This is a genomic window from Xanthomonas sp. CFBP 8443, assembly GCF_025666195.1.
Taxonomy (GTDB): Bacteria; Pseudomonadota; Gammaproteobacteria; order Xanthomonadales; family Xanthomonadaceae; genus Xanthomonas_A.
On record NZ_CP102592.1, the window covers coordinates 1,993,473 to 2,008,242 of the forward strand.

Below are 14,770 nucleotides of genomic sequence, written 5' to 3' on the forward strand. Positions count from 1 at the left end.
GGTAAATAGGCGACCGCAGGAATCCGGCACTTCCCTCGATGCGTGTTATGTCCGGTTGCCGTTTACGCTGGACGGCTAGGCTTTCGGATCGATGCGGCGCCTTGTTGCCTGCGCAGCCGTGACGTTGGGCGGCACTTGGCGCTCGCGCCGCACAGCCGCGCTGCGCCGGCTACTCCAACAACTTCAGCAGGTCCCGGTGCAGGTCGTGCGGAATCCGCACACCCTCGCGGACGCTGCGTGCGCGTGCCTGATAGCGGCGTTGCGAGGGCAGCCGCGCACCGGTGTCCTGGTAGGCGGCGAAGAACGCCTCGGCGCGTGCCATGTGCGCCGCCCACTCCGCGCCCAGGAACCGCACCGGGTCCAAGGCGATGATCAATTCGCCGTGGTACGGGGAAGCGCCGGTGCCGGCGTCATGCGCCAGCGATTCGGCGCTGGTGAGGTCGCCGATCAGCGGCCCGGCGATCAGTTCGATCATGGCGGAAAGCGCCGAGCCCTTGTGTCCGCCGAAGGTCAGCATCGCGCCACCGCCGCCGGCGACCACGTTCGGATCGGTGGTCGGCCTGCCGGCGGCGTCCACCCCCCAGCCTTCGGGAATCGGCAGACCGGCGCGGCGGTGTAGTTCGATCTCGCCGCGCGCCACCGCGCTGGTGGCGAAATCGAACACGAAGGGAAGCGCGTCCCCGCGTGGCCAGCCGAACGCGAGCGGGTTGGTTCCCAGCAGGGGCGTGTGGCCACCGGCCGGCGTGACCCAGGCATGGCTGGGATTGCAGATCAGCGCGACCAGCCCGGCCTCGGTGATGCGTTCGACTTCCGGCCATAGCGCGGAGAAATGCACGCAATGGTTGATCGCCAGCGCCGCCAGCCCATTGCCGCGCGTCTTCTCGATCAGCGCCGGCAGGCCACGTTCGAACGCCAACAGCGAGAAGCCGCTGCGTGCATCGACGCGGACGATCCCGGGTGCCTGATCGTGCACGACCGGCTCGGCATCGCCCACGACCTTGCCATTGCGCAGCGTCGCCACGCATCCCAGGGTGCGGTAGAGCCCATGCGACGCGCAGCCGTCGCGTTCGCCCGCGACGATCGTGGCGGTGAGGGTTCGCACATGCGCCGGGCCGAAACCGGCATGGCGCAGGATGCGTTCGACCAATGCGGAAGCTTGATCCAAGGACAGTGCGACGGTATCGCTCGCGTTCATCGAAAAAGCGCGGAAGGGAGGATCTGGGATTCTCTCCCACGTCGCGCTTTGTGAAAACCTCGGGCTGCCAGCCAGCATCGAGGTTTGACATGCGTGCCAGTTGCGTCGCGCCATACAACGCCCACACATTTGGATGACGTTGTAATGAATCGGTCGTACGCGAACTGCGTAGCGGCAAGCTGACGGCGCCGAACTTTTTGAGGCGAGGCCGCTCATCGGATGTTTGAAAATTTTCTTGACAGCCATCCCTGAATTAGTCAGATAATTCGACGAGGCCGGGATCCGGCCGACAGGGGATCCTCCGTTCGATCGATTGCCTCGCGCCTTGGCGCGATAGGCTTGCATTGCGTTTTTCTGCGATTTTCGTTATCGCGATACTCCCCCGTTGGGAGCCTCGCGGTCATTCAGGGAATTCGGCCCGCAACGGGCTGAAAGGGAAGAGGCAAACGATGGTCGGAATACGGCTGGTGATCGGCATGCTGCTGCTGTGCCTGGGTGCGCGTGCGCATGCGTCAGATGATTTGGGGCCCTACGAGGAGTACGAGAAGAAGATCAAGGCCTCGCAGGTGGTTGGCCCGCTGAAGGGCGACATCTTCGGCGAGAGCATCAGTCTGTACAACATGAGCGTCAGCTTTTACGCCGCCGACGTGGACGTACCGGGCAACAACGGATTGCCCGTCGCGGTTGGACGCGAATTCAAGGTCATGAATCGACGTTCGGTATACGCGGCAAAAGGCTTCGGCGACTGGGAAATCGACACGCCGCGCGTCTATGGCGAGTTCCGAGCTGACATAGGCTGGGTGATAAAAGGCGCATCGCCTACTGCGCGATGTTCCATTCCTGCCATACCTGATGCGGCGATGACGATCGGAAGCGTTGCGTACAGCGCTTATGACATGTGGCATGGCTATTATTTGCATATCCCAGGTGCGGGCGAGCAGGAGTTGTTGGTCGACAACCAGACCAAGACGCCGCGCCCGACCGATGGCCTTGCGCGTCCGTGGATCACCAAGGATGGTTGGCGCTTGGGTTGTCTGGCCAATACGATCAACTATGGCGGCGAGGGCTTTCTGGCGATTTCGCCTGCCGGGGTTAAGTATTACTTCGATTACGCGATCGTCACCCCCATCGGTGGCTACGAGCAGGCGGGCACGGGTAATCCTGCTGTGCGTGCCCGCGTCGCGCTTGCGGCCAGCCGTGTCGAAGACCGCTTCGGCAACTGGGTGACGTACAGCTATACGGGCGACAAGCTGTCCTCCATCCAATCCAGCGACGGGCGCGCGATCGCGCTGAACTACAACGGCGACCTGATCAGCAGCATCCAGACCAATGGCCAGACCTGGACGTATGGGTACGAATTCAGTACCGCGTATCCATCGGCACAAGGGGCCTATCGCCTGAAGACGGTTACTCAACCCGATGGCTCGCAGTGGACCTACAGCATCGTCAGCGGCAACATGCTGCCGAAGCGCGAGCCACCAGCCGGCGGTGGTGCTAGCAGTTGCGTCTATGAGCCTGATCTCATGGATGGCGCGGTTTCGCTGCAGGTGACCCATCCTTCCGGGGCCGTAGGCATGTTCGCTTTCGACTACCGACGTCAGTACCGGAGCCATACCCCCATCATCCGGTGTGCTCTACCGACGGGTCAGCAGCCGCCGAATCCTTATGTCCCCAACTACTCCGACAACTATGTCCTGACGTCGAAGATCGTGACGGGTCCGGGTCTAGCGCAGCAGGTTTGGCATTACCTGCCGGGCGAGGGCGTAACGCAATTTTACAAGACGGGCAAAGCGACCGATCCCTGCCCGACCTGCACGCCGAGCAAGACGGCCAAGGTGACCAATCCGGACGGCACCGCCACCGCTTACGAATTCGGAATCATGTACGGCCTCAACGATGGCCGCCTACTGAGTACCACGGCGCTGGATGCCAACGGCAATACGCTGTCTAAGACCAGCAACACCTATTTCGCCGATGCCGACGTGGACGCGCAGCCCTTCCCTGCGGAAATGGGGCAGTCGTTGCTCGGTATTCCCAATCCCCTGACCAACGTGCTTCGCCCGCTGCGCAGCAAAGTCGTGCAGCAGAACGGCGTCTCCCACACTTGGACCGCAAACGGCTTCGATGCATTTGCACGTACGCTCAGCGTCACCCGTGCCAGCCCCTGGCACTCGCGCACGGATGCAACCGAGTACTACGACGATCTGGGCAAGTGGATCGTCGGCCAGAGCGCCAAGAGCACCAATACCAATACCGGGCTGGTAGAGTCGCAGACCAGCTACGACACCAATGCGATGCCGTCGCAACGCTGGTCGTTCGGCAAGTTGCGCCTGACCCTGGGCTACAACAGCGACGGCACGCTGGCCACGGTCAAGGACGGCAACAACAACACGACCACCGTCTCCAACTGGAAACGCGGCGTCCCGCAATCGATCCACTACGCCGACGGCAACACCGAGTCGGCCACGGTCAACGACAGCGGCTGGATCACCTCGACCACCGACGAGAACGGCTATACCACCACCTATGGCTACGACGCCATGGGTCGGATGGCGAGCATCGCCTATCCGGCCAACGACAGCGTAGCTTGGAACACCACCACCCAGGCGTTCGAACAGGTCAACGGCAGCGAGTACGGGCTGGACGCCGGCCACTGGCGGCAGACCGTGGCCACCGGCAATGGGCGCAAGCTGACCTATTTCGATGCACTGTGGCGCCCGGTGCTGTCCCGCGAGTTCGATGCCGGCAACGAAGCCGGCACCCAGCGCTTCCAGAGGTTCGCCTACGACTACGACGGCCGTACCACGTTCAGCTCCTACCCTGGAACGTCCGATTCGCTCAGCACCGGCACCTGGAACGAGTACGACGCGCTGGGCCGGGCGACCTCCGTGTCGCAAGATAGCGAACTGGGGCTGCTGACCACACGTACCGAATACTTGCCGAATGGCCAGACCCGCGTAACGAATCCGCGTGGCCAACAGACGGTCAGCGGGTTCCAGATATTCGATCAGCCGGATTACGCCAAGCCGGTGTGGATCATGCATCCGGAAGGCGCCAATACCGACATCACGCTGGACGTGTTCGGTAAGCCGACGTCGATCCGCCGCCGCAATGCCGACAGTTCGCTGTCGGTCACGCGCAGCTACGTCTACGATGGCTATCAGCAGCTGTGCAAGACCATCGAGCCGGAAACCGGCGCCACGGTGATGGATTACGACGCGGCTGGGAACCTGGTCTGGTCGGCCAGCGGGCAGGGCTACACCTCGACTTCGGCTTGCAACAGCGCCGACGTTGCCGCCGGCGCCAAGGTCGGCAGAGGCTACGATGCGCGCAACCGCCTGGCCACGCTCGCGTTTCCAGACGGCGTAGGCAATCAGTCTTTCGTCTACACCGCCGATGGACTGCCTGCGCAGGTGACCACCAACAACAGCAACGGCGGCGACGCTGTAGTCAACGCGTATACCTATAACAAGCGCCGCCTGTTACAGAGCGAGAGCATGATCCAGCCGGGGTCGAGCGCGCTTGGCCTCAGCTACGCCTATACAGTCAACGGCCATCCGGCCGGCGGCACTTATCCTTCGGGATTGGCACTGAATTACGCGCCCAATGCACTGGGCCAGCCTACCCAGGCCAACGGCTACGCAATGGGCGTGGGCTATTATCCGAACGGGGCGATCAAACAGTTCACCTACGGCAACGGCATCGTGCACACGATGGCGCAAAACGCGCGCCAGCTGCCGGCGCGCAGCTCCGATAGCGGCGCCAGCAATCCATTGGACTTGGGCTATGCCTACGATGCCAACGGCAACGTCGGAGGCATCACCGACTACGCGCATGGCCGGCAGACCCGCAGCATGAGCTACGACGGATCGGATCGCCTGTCCACCACGCAATCGGTGATGTTTGGCGGCGACAACCTGGCTCGCTACAGCTACAACGTGCTCGACGACCTGACCGCGGTCAAGGTCGGCGGCAGTCGCGACTACAGCTATTTCTACAATGCCAATCGGCAACTGTTGAGCGTCAACAACAGTTCCGACAGCTCGGCGGTGATCGGGCTGAGCTACGACGCGCAGGGCAACCTGTCCAACAAGAACGGCATCCACTACCTGTTCGACAAGGGCAACCGTCTGCGTGAGGTCACCGGTGTGGAGACCTACCGCTACGACGCGCAAGGGCGCCGGGTGCTGGCCAACAGTCCGAGCCTGGGCAACATCGTCTCGCTGTACGGACAGGACGGCGTGTTGCGCTACCAGCGCGACGAACGCGTCGGCAAGATCACCGAGTACGTGTACCTGGGCGGCAGCCTGCTGGCCAAGGTCAGCAACCTGCCGACGCTGGCCTCGCCCAGCGTGACCGTTCCCGGCTACAGCAGTTCCGGCAGTTACACCGTGCAGTGGTCGGCGGTGGCCTCGGCCAACCGCTACGAACTGCAGGAGCAGGCCAACGGTGGCAGCTGGGCCGCGCTGTATTCGGGAACTGCGAGCAGCCAGGCGATTTCCGGAAAGGCGGCAGGCAGCTACGGCTATCGCGCCCGTGCGTGCCTGGGTAGCTACTGCGGTGCGTGGAGCGCCATCGGCACGGCCGTGGTGCAGTTCGCCCCCAGCGATGCGCCCAGCATCAGCGTGCCCGGCACCGGCGTGGTCGGCAACTACACCATCAGCTGGGGCACGGTCACCGGCGCGGCCACATATGCGCTGGAAGAATGCGCCAACGGCGGCGCTTGGAGCGTGTCCTACAGCGGCAGCGCGCAGAGCAACGTCTATAGCGGCAAGGCAGCGGGCAGCTACGCGTATCGCTTGCGCGGCTGCAACCCCGCCGGGTGCGGTCCGTACTCGGGCACCGGCACGGTACTCGCCGTGTATGCGCCAGCCGCGGCGCCCTCGCTCAGCGCACCAGCGACCAACACCACCGGCAGCTACACGCTCAGCTGGAGCACGGTGGCCAGCACCGTGAGCTACAACCTCGAAGAGAGCGCCAATGGCGGTGCCTGGACCGGCATCGCCTCGGTTCCCGGCACCAGCGCCGGGGTCGGTGGCCGCGGCGCCGGCACCTACCTGTACCGGATCAAGGCCTGCAATGCGGCCGGCTGCGGTCCATACTCGGGCAACGTCTCCACTCAAGTGATCTTCGCCCCGAGCGGCGCGCCCAGCCTGAGCACGCCTGCCAGCGCCGGTGTCAATGGGTACACGGTGAGCTGGAGCGGCGTGGCCAGCGCCAGCAGCTATGTTCTGGAAGAAAGCGCTAACAGCGGCGGCTGGACGGCCACGCAGAACGCCAGCGCCACCAGTCAGGCATTCACCGGCAAGGGCAACGGGAGCTACGCCTACCGGGCCAAGGCCTGCAACATCGCCGGCTGCGGACCGTACTCCAATACGCAGGCCACTGTGGTGGATACCTCGCCACCGGCCACGCCGTCGTTCAATACCGGCTATCGCTACATCAACACCTCCCCAGCCACGTTCGAACTGGACTGGACGCCGAGGGCGCGCGCCACGCGGTACGAGATAAGTGGTGCGGTCAGCTACTCCGGACCCAATACCTTCGTCACCTTGAGCAAGACCGGCAGCGTCAACACCGTGCAGGTGCGCGCTTGCAACGAGAACGGATGCTCGGCCTGGTCCGCCGTCTTCACGCCGACGCTTGAGGGGAGAGGCTAATGAGCATCGGATACGAAATGAAAGGAATCGCCAAGCCCTTGATCAAACTGCTGTGGCTGCTGGTCCTCGCGCTGCCTCTTCATGCGGCGGCCGAAACAGTGGAGTACGTCCACACCGACGCCCTCGGAACCCCGATCGCGGTCACCGACGCCAGCGGGAACCTGATTGAGACCAGCGAGTACGAACCGTACGGCAAGCTGCTCAACCGTCCATTGACAGATGGGCCCGGATTCACTGGGCATGTGCAGGATGCGACCACCGGGCTGACATACATGCAGCAGCGGTATTATGATCCAATAATTGGGAGGTTCTTGAGCGTGGACCCAGTTGGTACTGATAGCGGCAAAGACCAGAATTTCAATGGGTATTGGTATGGAAATAATAATCCATTTGCGTTTTCGGACGCGGATGGAAGATGCACTGGTTCACACATAGAAAATAGAGACGGAACATGCGTGAGTTCCGGGGACTTTACTACCCAAGGTCCTGGTCCAACGATGCGTGGTGCACAATCTGTCGTGCATCAAGCGTACATAGAGGCGCAACTCGGATTTGATCCTAGCAGCGCTTTTGCAGCTGCTGACGTGCCTGTTATACCTATGTTTTGCGAGTCTCCAGCCGACTGCGCTACTATCAGGCAGCAGAATCTATATTCTCAAGGAAGAATAAGTAGGAGTGAATTGATGGAGCACTATGAAGGCCAGGGCGGTGGGGCTCTGATTGGTGTGGGTGTTTTAGGGGTGGGATACGTCGCTGTAAGATTCCCGGTGGTTTTGTCCGCAACTGGAACCGCCATCAGATTCATTCGGCTTGGATATGAAGTAAGCGGGGGGAAGAATTTTCGTCTTGCTCCATTTGGGAATAGAACCGGCCATCCTCTTGGAAGGTGGCCGCATTATCATCGAAGAGTGACGGACTCAAAAGGGGAGACATTGCCGGGCCAAGGAATAGGGAGGCATCGGCCCTGGGAGTCAAAGTCGACAGATAAATCACTTTGGGATAAATTCTAATGAAGCCTCCTCTTATTCTGGTTGATGGCGGCGACGTAACTCTTTTTGGGTCTGAAAGTTCGCTCGTTCGTTATGTTGAGTCGCCTGACATAGGCGAGTATTTGGTATTTGATTCATCAGGAAAAAGGTTGGCTCTTGCTGCTGAGGTGGACGAAGTTAAATTTTTAGGCCTTAGGTTAAATAAAGTCGAATTGGTTAAGCTGGCGGAGCCTGCGTTTGGTTTGGATGAAAGTAGTGAGTTAAAAGTTATTCTAAATAGGTTCATTTCACGAAGCTTTGGGGAAGAGAGGCAGGGCCTAAGCTTGTCTCAACTCATCGAAATACTGGAAAGTCGTTTAGGTGTAGTTGACTAGCGCACATCCATTGTCAGTTAGGAGGGGCGGCAAAGGCGGATGCTGGACTACTTGCAAAAGCCTATGCCACCAACCAGGGTGCTGCATTGATTGTTCAGGATTTGACTCTAGCCGTGTTGGCTATGCCATTTGCACAATCCGTCCCGAATGTATTGTCGCAAGCCGATACTGCAGTGAAGGTATCAACCGCGGTGGAATGACACTCAATTCAAGAGCCGAAGGTTTAGGCCTTGACAAGGTCAAGATCTTTAGCAGGAGATGACCCGGTCTTCCCATCGCTGCAGCGTCGGCGGCTGACCAAAAAAGGGCCCGCAGGCCCTCTTCTTTCTTGGCTGCGCTGCGCATAACGCAGGCAGCGGCAACGCCCGCTTACACCGACAACTCCAACAACAACTTGTTGAGCCGCCGCACATAAGCAGCCGGATCCTTCAGGCTGTCGCCCGCGGCCAACGCGGCCTGATCGAACAGCACCCGCGCCAGATCGCCGAAGCGCTCGCCGTCGGCTTCCGCGTCCAGCTTCTCGATCAGCGGGTGCGCCGGGTTGAACTCGAACACCGGCTTGCTCTCCGGCAGTTTCTGTCCGCTGGCTTCCAGGATCTGCCGCATCTGCAGGCCCAGGTCGCCCTGGCCGATGGCCAGGATCGCCGGCGAGTCGGTCAGGCGGTGCGACACGCGCACTTCCGACACGTCCTCCCCCAGCGCCTGCTGGATGCGCTCGACCAGGCCCTGCTTGGCCTTGGCCGCTTCTTCCATGGCCTGCTTCTCTTCCTCGCTGTCGAGCTTGCCCAGGTCCAGGTCGCCGCGGGCGACGTCGACGAAGGACTTGCCGTCGAACTCGGTGAGGTAGCTCATCAGCCATTCGTCGATGCGGTCGGTGAGCAGCAGCACTTCGATGCCCTTCTTGCGGAACACTTCCAGGTGCGGGCTGTCCTTGATCTGCGCGTAGCTCTCGCCGGTCAGGTAGTACAGCTTGTCCTGGCCTTCCTTCATCCGCGCCACGTAGTCGGCCAGCGCCACGCTCTGCTCGGCGTCGCCGCTGTGGGTGGAGGCGAAACGCAGCAGGCCGGCGACCTTCTCGCGGTTGCCGAAATCCTCGGCCGGGCCTTCCTTCAGCACCTGGCCGAAGTTCTTCCACACGCTCTTGTAGCGCTCGGGTTCGTCCTTGGCCAGCTTCTCCAGCATGTCCAGCGCGCGCTTGCTCAGCGCCGACTTCATCGAGTCGATCACCGGGCCGGACTGCAGGATCTCGCGCGACACGTTCAGCGGCAGGTCGCTGGAATCGACGATGCCCTTGACGAAGCGCAGGTACAGCGGCAGGAACTGCTCGGCCTGGTCCATGATGAAGACGCGCTGCACGTACAGCTTGAGCCCGCGCGAGGCGTCGCGCTGGTACAGGTCGAACGGCGCGCGCCCCGGCACGTACAGCAGCGAGGTGTAGTCGAGCTTGCCTTCGACCTTGTTGTGGCTCCACGCCACCGGGTTCTCGTGGTCGTGCGCGATGTGCTTGTACAGCTCCTGGTATTCCTCGTCCTTGATCTCGTTGCGCGGCCGCGTCCACAGCGCGCTGGCGCGGTTGACGGTTTCCCACTCCGGCGTTTCCGGCTTGTCCTTGTCCTCGCCGTGATGTTCCTTGGGCAGTTCGATCGGCAGGGCGATGTGGTCGGAATACTTGCGCACGATGCCGCGCAGCTTCCAGCCGTCGGCGAAGTCCTGCTCGCCTTCCTTCAGCTGCAGCACGATGCGGGTGCCGCGCTCGGGCTTGTCGATGGTGGCGACCTCGAACTCGCCTTCGCCGCGCGAGGACCAGTGCACGCCTTCGCTGGCCGGCAGCCCGGCGCGGCGGCTGTACACGTCGACCTGGTCGGCGACGATGAAGGCGCTGTAGAAACCCACGCCGAACTGGCCGATCAGGTGCGAATCCTTCTTCTGGTCGCCGGACAGGTGCTTGAGGAAGTCGGAAGTGCCGGACTTGGCGATGGTGCCCAGGTGCGAGACGATCTCTTCGCGGCTCATGCCGATGCCGTTGTCGTCGATGGTGACGGTGCCGGCGTCCTTGTCGAAGCCGATGCGGATGCGCAGCTGCGCATCGCCGTCCAGCAGCTCGGGCTTGACCAGCGCCTCGAAGCGCAGCTTGTCGGCCGCGTCGGAGGCATTGGAGATCAGCTCGCGCAGGAAGATCTCCTTGTTGGAATACAGGGAGTGGATCATCAGCTGCAACAGCTGCTTGACCTCGGTCTGAAAGCCCAGGGTTTCTTTTTGGGTTTCCACGCTCATCGGTGCTTGCTCCATGGTGATGGCTGGCCGCGCGGAGGAGGGCGCGACTCTGCCAGCGGACATGGTGGCGGCCGGGTCCGGCTTCAAGCGCGAGCGGTGGCCGCGGCGCTGGTCTATCATCCGGGCCCCGTTCCGTGCCGCCGCCGTCGATGCCGAGCCCGCGCCCGTTTCCTTTCCAGTCCCGACAAGTGCGAGGCGGCCGGTGAGCCGTGCCGGCGTAGGCCAGGTGCGCATCATCGGCGGGCGCTGGCGCAATACGCGGCTGCCGGTGCCGGACCTGCCGGGCCTGCGCCCGAGTTCCGACCGGGTCCGCGAGACCCTGTTCAACTGGCTGCTGCCGGCGCTGCCCGGCGCGCGCGTGCTGGACCTGTTCGCCGGCAGCGGCGCGCTCGGTCTGGAGGCGGTGTCGCGCGGCGCGGCCTCGGCCTGCCTGGTCGAGCGCGATCCGGCGCTGGCCGCGCAGCTGCGCGCCACGGTCGCCAAGCTGCAGGCGCAGGACCAGGTGCAGGTAGTGCAGGACGACGCGCTGCGCTGGCTGGCCGCGCCGGCCACCGAGGCCCCGGCCGACATCGCCTTCGTCGACCCGCCGTTCGCCGCCGGGCTGTGGGACGCGGTGCTGCAGCGGCTGCCGGCGCGGCTGGCTCCTTGCGCCTGGCTGTACCTGGAATCGCCGGCCGGGCACGCGCCGGCGCTGCCGGCGCAGTGGGCGCTGTACCGCGAGGGTGGCAGCCGCGAGGTCCGCGCTGCCCTGTACCGGCGCACCGCTGCTACACTTCCCGGCGACCTTCACGCGGTATCCAACGCATGACCGTGGCCCACAGCCGCATCGCCGTCTACCCCGGGACCTTCGATCCGATCACCAACGGGCACATCGACCTGGTCAACCGGGCCGCGCCGCTGTTCGAACAGGTGGTGGTGGGCGTGGCGCAGAGCCCGTCCAAGGGGCCGACGCTGCCGCTGGAGCTGCGCGTGAACCTGGCCCGCGAGGCGCTGGCCGGGCACCGCAACGTCGAGGTGATCGGCTTCGATACGCTGCTGGCGCATTTCGTGCGCTCGGTCGGCGGCGGGGTGCTGCTGCGCGGCCTGCGCGCGGTGTCGGATTTCGAATACGAGTTCCAGATGGCGAGCATGAACCGGCATCTGATCCCGGAGGTGGAGACGCTGTTCCTCACCCCGGCCGAGCAACACAGTTTCATTTCGTCGTCGCTGGTGCGCGAGATCGCGCGGCTGGGCGGGGACGTGTCCGGCTTCGTGCCGCCGTCGGTGGTGCAGGCGCTGGTCCAGGCCCGCCAGGCCGCGGCGCAGCGCTGAGCCGTCCGCCATTCACAGACAACAAGGGAGCCATCCATGAAGAACACCGTACGCGTGCTGCTGATCGCCTCGCTGGCACTGGGCTTCACCGCCTGCAAGAAGGAAGAGCCCGCCGCGCCCGCCGCCGACGCGCAGGCGGCGCTGACCGCGCCGTCCAAGGACGACGATGCCGGCTGGAAGAAGTACCTGCAGGAAGTGGCGATCCAGAACATGGGCAACGTCACCAACAGCCCGTTCCTGTACTACCTGCCGCCGGAGTCGGATCCGGAGTTCCAGGCCAAGTACGAGCGCCAGGTCGAAAGCGCCACCACCGCCATCGGCCGCGGCATCCAGCCGGGCAACATGCTGGCGTTCGGTTCCTCGGCCTCGGCCAAGATGGCCGACCTGATCGCCGCGGCGTTCGCCAAGGTCGAGCCGAACACGATGAAGGGCGTGCGCGTGGTCTACATCGGCGCCGCCGCCGACAATGCCCGCGTGCAGACCGTGATCCAGCCGACCGGCGCCGAGTACATCTTCGTCGAAGCGAAGTGATGCGACGTCCGGCGCGCCCGCCTGGGCGCGCCGGACGTATTGCTTGGCAGGGAGATGCCTCCCTTGCCATCGCCGCGACCGACGGCCCCTAGCTGCCTGCCGCAGTCGGCACCGCTGCCATTTGGAGCGTGATGTCGGATCAAGCGCGGCCCGCCAGCGCTGACAGCGCCATCGTTCCCGCATGCCGTCGCAATCGCCGCCGATGCGCGCACACGATGCGCCCCGTTCCTGCGACAGCTGCTGTGGCCTGTGCCCGACCGCCTGCGCGATGCAGCGTCCCACCAGGCAAGAACCCCGCGCGCCGGGTCCTCCACGCCCGATCCGGTAAGATGCCCGGGTTAGTGCCGAAGTCTGCGAAATGTCCCTCAAGATCAACGAGCTCTGCGTCAACTGCGACGTCTGCGAGCCGGCCTGCCCGAACCAGGCCATCGCGATGGGCGAGACGATCTACGTGATCGATCCGGCCCGTTGTACCGAATGCGTCGGCCATTTCGACGAGCCGCAGTGCGTGGTGGTGTGCCCGGTCGAATGCATCGACCCGGATCCGGCGATCCCGGAGAGCCACGACCAGTTGCTGGCCAAGCTGCTGCAATTGCAGCGCGATCATCCCGAGTTGTACCCACAGGAGCCCCCCGCCGCATGAGAACGCTCGTCCGCCGTGTCCTGCTGCTCGCCCTGGTCCTGGCGCCGCCGGCGTGGGCCGAAGCGCCGGCCGCCGCCGCCGCGCATCCGCCCGGCGCCGCGGTCGCCAGCGGCCACGGCCTGGCCACCGACGCCGGCCTGCAGATCCTACGCGAGGGCGGCAACGCATTCGACGCGGCGGTGGCGGTGTCCTCGACGCTGGCGGTGGTCGAGCCGATCAGCTCCGGCCTGGGCGGCGGCGGGTTCTTCCTGCTGCACGACGCCAAGACCGGCAAGGACACGATGCTGGACGCGCGCGAATACGCGCCGGAATCGGCCACGCCGGACAAGTTCCTCGATGCCAAGGGCGCGCTGGACCGCGACCGCTCGGTCAACGGCCCGTGGTCGGCCGGCATCCCCGGCCTGCCGGCGGCGCTGGTGGAACTGGCGGCCAAGCATGGTCGGCTGCCGCTGCAGCAGTCGCTGGCGCCGGCGATCCGCATCGCCCGCGAGGGCTTCCCGGTGTACCGGCGCATGGCCGAGGGCTACCAGGCCCGGCGCAAGGTGATGGAGCGCTATCCCGGCACCCGCGAGGTGTACCTGCGCAACGGCAAGCCGATCGCCGAAGGCGACCTGTTCAAGCAGCCGGAACTGGCCGACACCCTGCAGTTGCTGGGGGCAAAGGGCTTCGACGGCTTCTACCGCGGCGCCACCGCCAAGAAGCTGCTGGCCGGGGTCAAGCAGGCCGGCGGCCACTGGACCGCGGCGGAACTGGCCGGCTACACGGTCAAGCAGCGCACGCCGATCCAGTTCGAGTACAAGGGCTGGACCGTCACCACCGCGCCGCCGCCGTCTTCCGGCGGCATCGCCCTGGCCAGCATGCTGCAGATCCTGGAAGGTTACGACCTGAAGGCGATGGACCCGGCGCACCGCACCCACCTGGTGGTGGAGGCGATGCGCCGCGCCTACCGCGACCGCACCTTCTTCCTGGGCGATCCGGATTTCACCGCGGTGCCGCAGCGCGTGCTGCTGAGCAAGGACTACGCGATCGGCCTGCGCTCGACGATCAATCCGGAGAAGGCCACCCCCAGCGACCTGCTGTCGGGCCAGCCGACCCCGCTGGAGGACGACGAGACCACCCACTTCTCGATCATCGACGGGGAGGGCAACCGCGTCGGCGGAACCCAGACCGTGAACCTGCTGTTCGGCTCCGGGCTGATCCCCAAGGGCACCGGCGTGCTGCTCAACGACGAGATGGACGACTTCGCGCTCAAGCCCGGCACGCCCAACGCATTCGGGGTGATGGGTTACGCGGCCAACGCGCCCAAGCCAGGCAAGCGCCCGCTCAGCTCGATGACGCCGACCTTCATGGAGAACGCCGACAAGACCATCGTGCTCGGCACCCCGGGCGGCAGCCGCATCATCACCATGGTGTTGCTCGGCATCCTCGGCTACGACGACGGCCTGAGCGCGCAGCAGGTCGCCGCGTTGCCGCGCTACCACCACCAGTGGCTGCCGGACGTGATCGAGGCCGAGACCGGCACCTTCGACGCGGCCACCGTGCAGGGCCTGCAGGCGATGGGCCACACGCTCAAGCTGCCAGGCGACAGCGCCGAAGGCGGGCGCGGTTCCAGCCACGTGTGGGGCAACCTGCAGACGGTGCAATGGGACAAGCGCAGCAACACGCTCAGCGGCGGCAGCGACCCGCGCAACGAAGTCGGCAAGGCCGAGGTGCAACTGACGACGCCGGCGCGCTGAGCCATGCGTGTCGGCAGCTTCATGACGGCATCGCCCGCGCCGTTGCGAGTTGTCGTC

The 14,770-nt window shown here is 64.4% G+C and carries 10 protein-coding genes; 8 read left to right on the forward strand and 2 right to left on the reverse strand.

All coding sequences use genetic code 11. The features are described from left to right. Positions 1-169 precede the first annotated feature (169 nt). Positions 170-1,195, reverse strand: a complete 1,026-nt coding sequence (locus NUG20_RS08510) for an Ldh family oxidoreductase (RefSeq protein WP_263398423.1) — start codon at positions 1,193-1,195, stop codon at positions 170-172. 476 nt (positions 1,196-1,671) lie between these two features. Between NUG20_RS08510 and NUG20_RS08515 the strand changes: the two genes are divergently transcribed. Genes NUG20_RS08515 through NUG20_RS08525 form a run of 3 tightly spaced genes read left to right on the forward strand, consistent with a single transcriptional unit; the run spans position 1,672 to position 8,218 of the window. Next, positions 1,672-6,855, forward strand: a complete 5,184-nt coding sequence (locus NUG20_RS08515) for an RHS repeat domain-containing protein (protein ID WP_263398424.1) — start codon at positions 1,672-1,674, stop codon at positions 6,853-6,855. After that, on the forward strand, positions 6,855-7,865 hold the full coding sequence (locus tag NUG20_RS08520; protein ID WP_263397919.1) for an RHS repeat domain-containing protein: 1,011 nt from the start codon (positions 6,855-6,857) through the stop codon (positions 7,863-7,865). The genes NUG20_RS08515 and NUG20_RS08520 overlap by 1 nt, the downstream gene beginning before the upstream one ends. Further along, complete coding sequence (locus NUG20_RS08525; protein WP_263397920.1) at positions 7,865-8,218, forward strand: hypothetical protein; 354 nt, start codon at positions 7,865-7,867, stop codon at positions 8,216-8,218. The genes NUG20_RS08520 and NUG20_RS08525 overlap by 1 nt, the downstream gene beginning before the upstream one ends. A gap of 369 nt (positions 8,219-8,587) precedes the next feature. Here the strand turns inward: NUG20_RS08525 and htpG are convergent, their stop codons facing one another. Further along, positions 8,588-10,492 (reverse strand): molecular chaperone HtpG, encoded by a 1,905-nt coding sequence (gene htpG, locus NUG20_RS08530; protein ID WP_263397921.1) that lies wholly within the window; start codon positions 10,490-10,492, stop codon positions 8,588-8,590. A gap of 202 nt (positions 10,493-10,694) precedes the next feature. Between htpG and rsmD the strand changes: the two genes are divergently transcribed. The 5 genes from rsmD to ggt all read left to right on the forward strand — a co-directional run bounded on the left by rsmD (position 10,695) and on the right by ggt (position 14,713). Next, positions 10,695-11,300 carry a 16S rRNA (guanine(966)-N(2))-methyltransferase RsmD gene (rsmD, locus tag NUG20_RS08535; protein ID WP_263397922.1) on the forward strand — a complete coding sequence of 202 codons (606 nt, stop codon included), beginning with the start codon at positions 10,695-10,697 and terminating at the stop codon, positions 11,298-11,300. Further along, positions 11,297-11,803, forward strand: coding sequence for a pantetheine-phosphate adenylyltransferase (gene coaD / locus NUG20_RS08540; RefSeq protein WP_184411109.1), 507 nt, complete (start codon positions 11,297-11,299; stop codon positions 11,801-11,803). The genes rsmD and coaD overlap by 4 nt, the downstream gene beginning before the upstream one ends. 36 nt (positions 11,804-11,839) lie before the next feature. Further along, complete coding sequence (locus NUG20_RS08545; RefSeq protein ID WP_263397923.1) at positions 11,840-12,334, forward strand: hypothetical protein; 495 nt, start codon at positions 11,840-11,842, stop codon at positions 12,332-12,334. Between the two features lie 358 nt (positions 12,335-12,692). Continuing rightward, positions 12,693-12,977, forward strand: a complete 285-nt coding sequence (locus tag NUG20_RS08550; RefSeq protein WP_003466018.1) for a YfhL family 4Fe-4S dicluster ferredoxin — start codon at positions 12,693-12,695, stop codon at positions 12,975-12,977. Further along, positions 12,974-14,713: a gamma-glutamyltransferase gene (ggt, locus tag NUG20_RS08555; RefSeq protein ID WP_263397924.1), complete on the forward strand. Its 1,740-nt coding sequence runs from the start codon at positions 12,974-12,976 to the stop codon at positions 14,711-14,713. The genes NUG20_RS08550 and ggt overlap by 4 nt, the downstream gene beginning before the upstream one ends. Positions 14,714-14,770 lie beyond the last annotated feature (57 nt).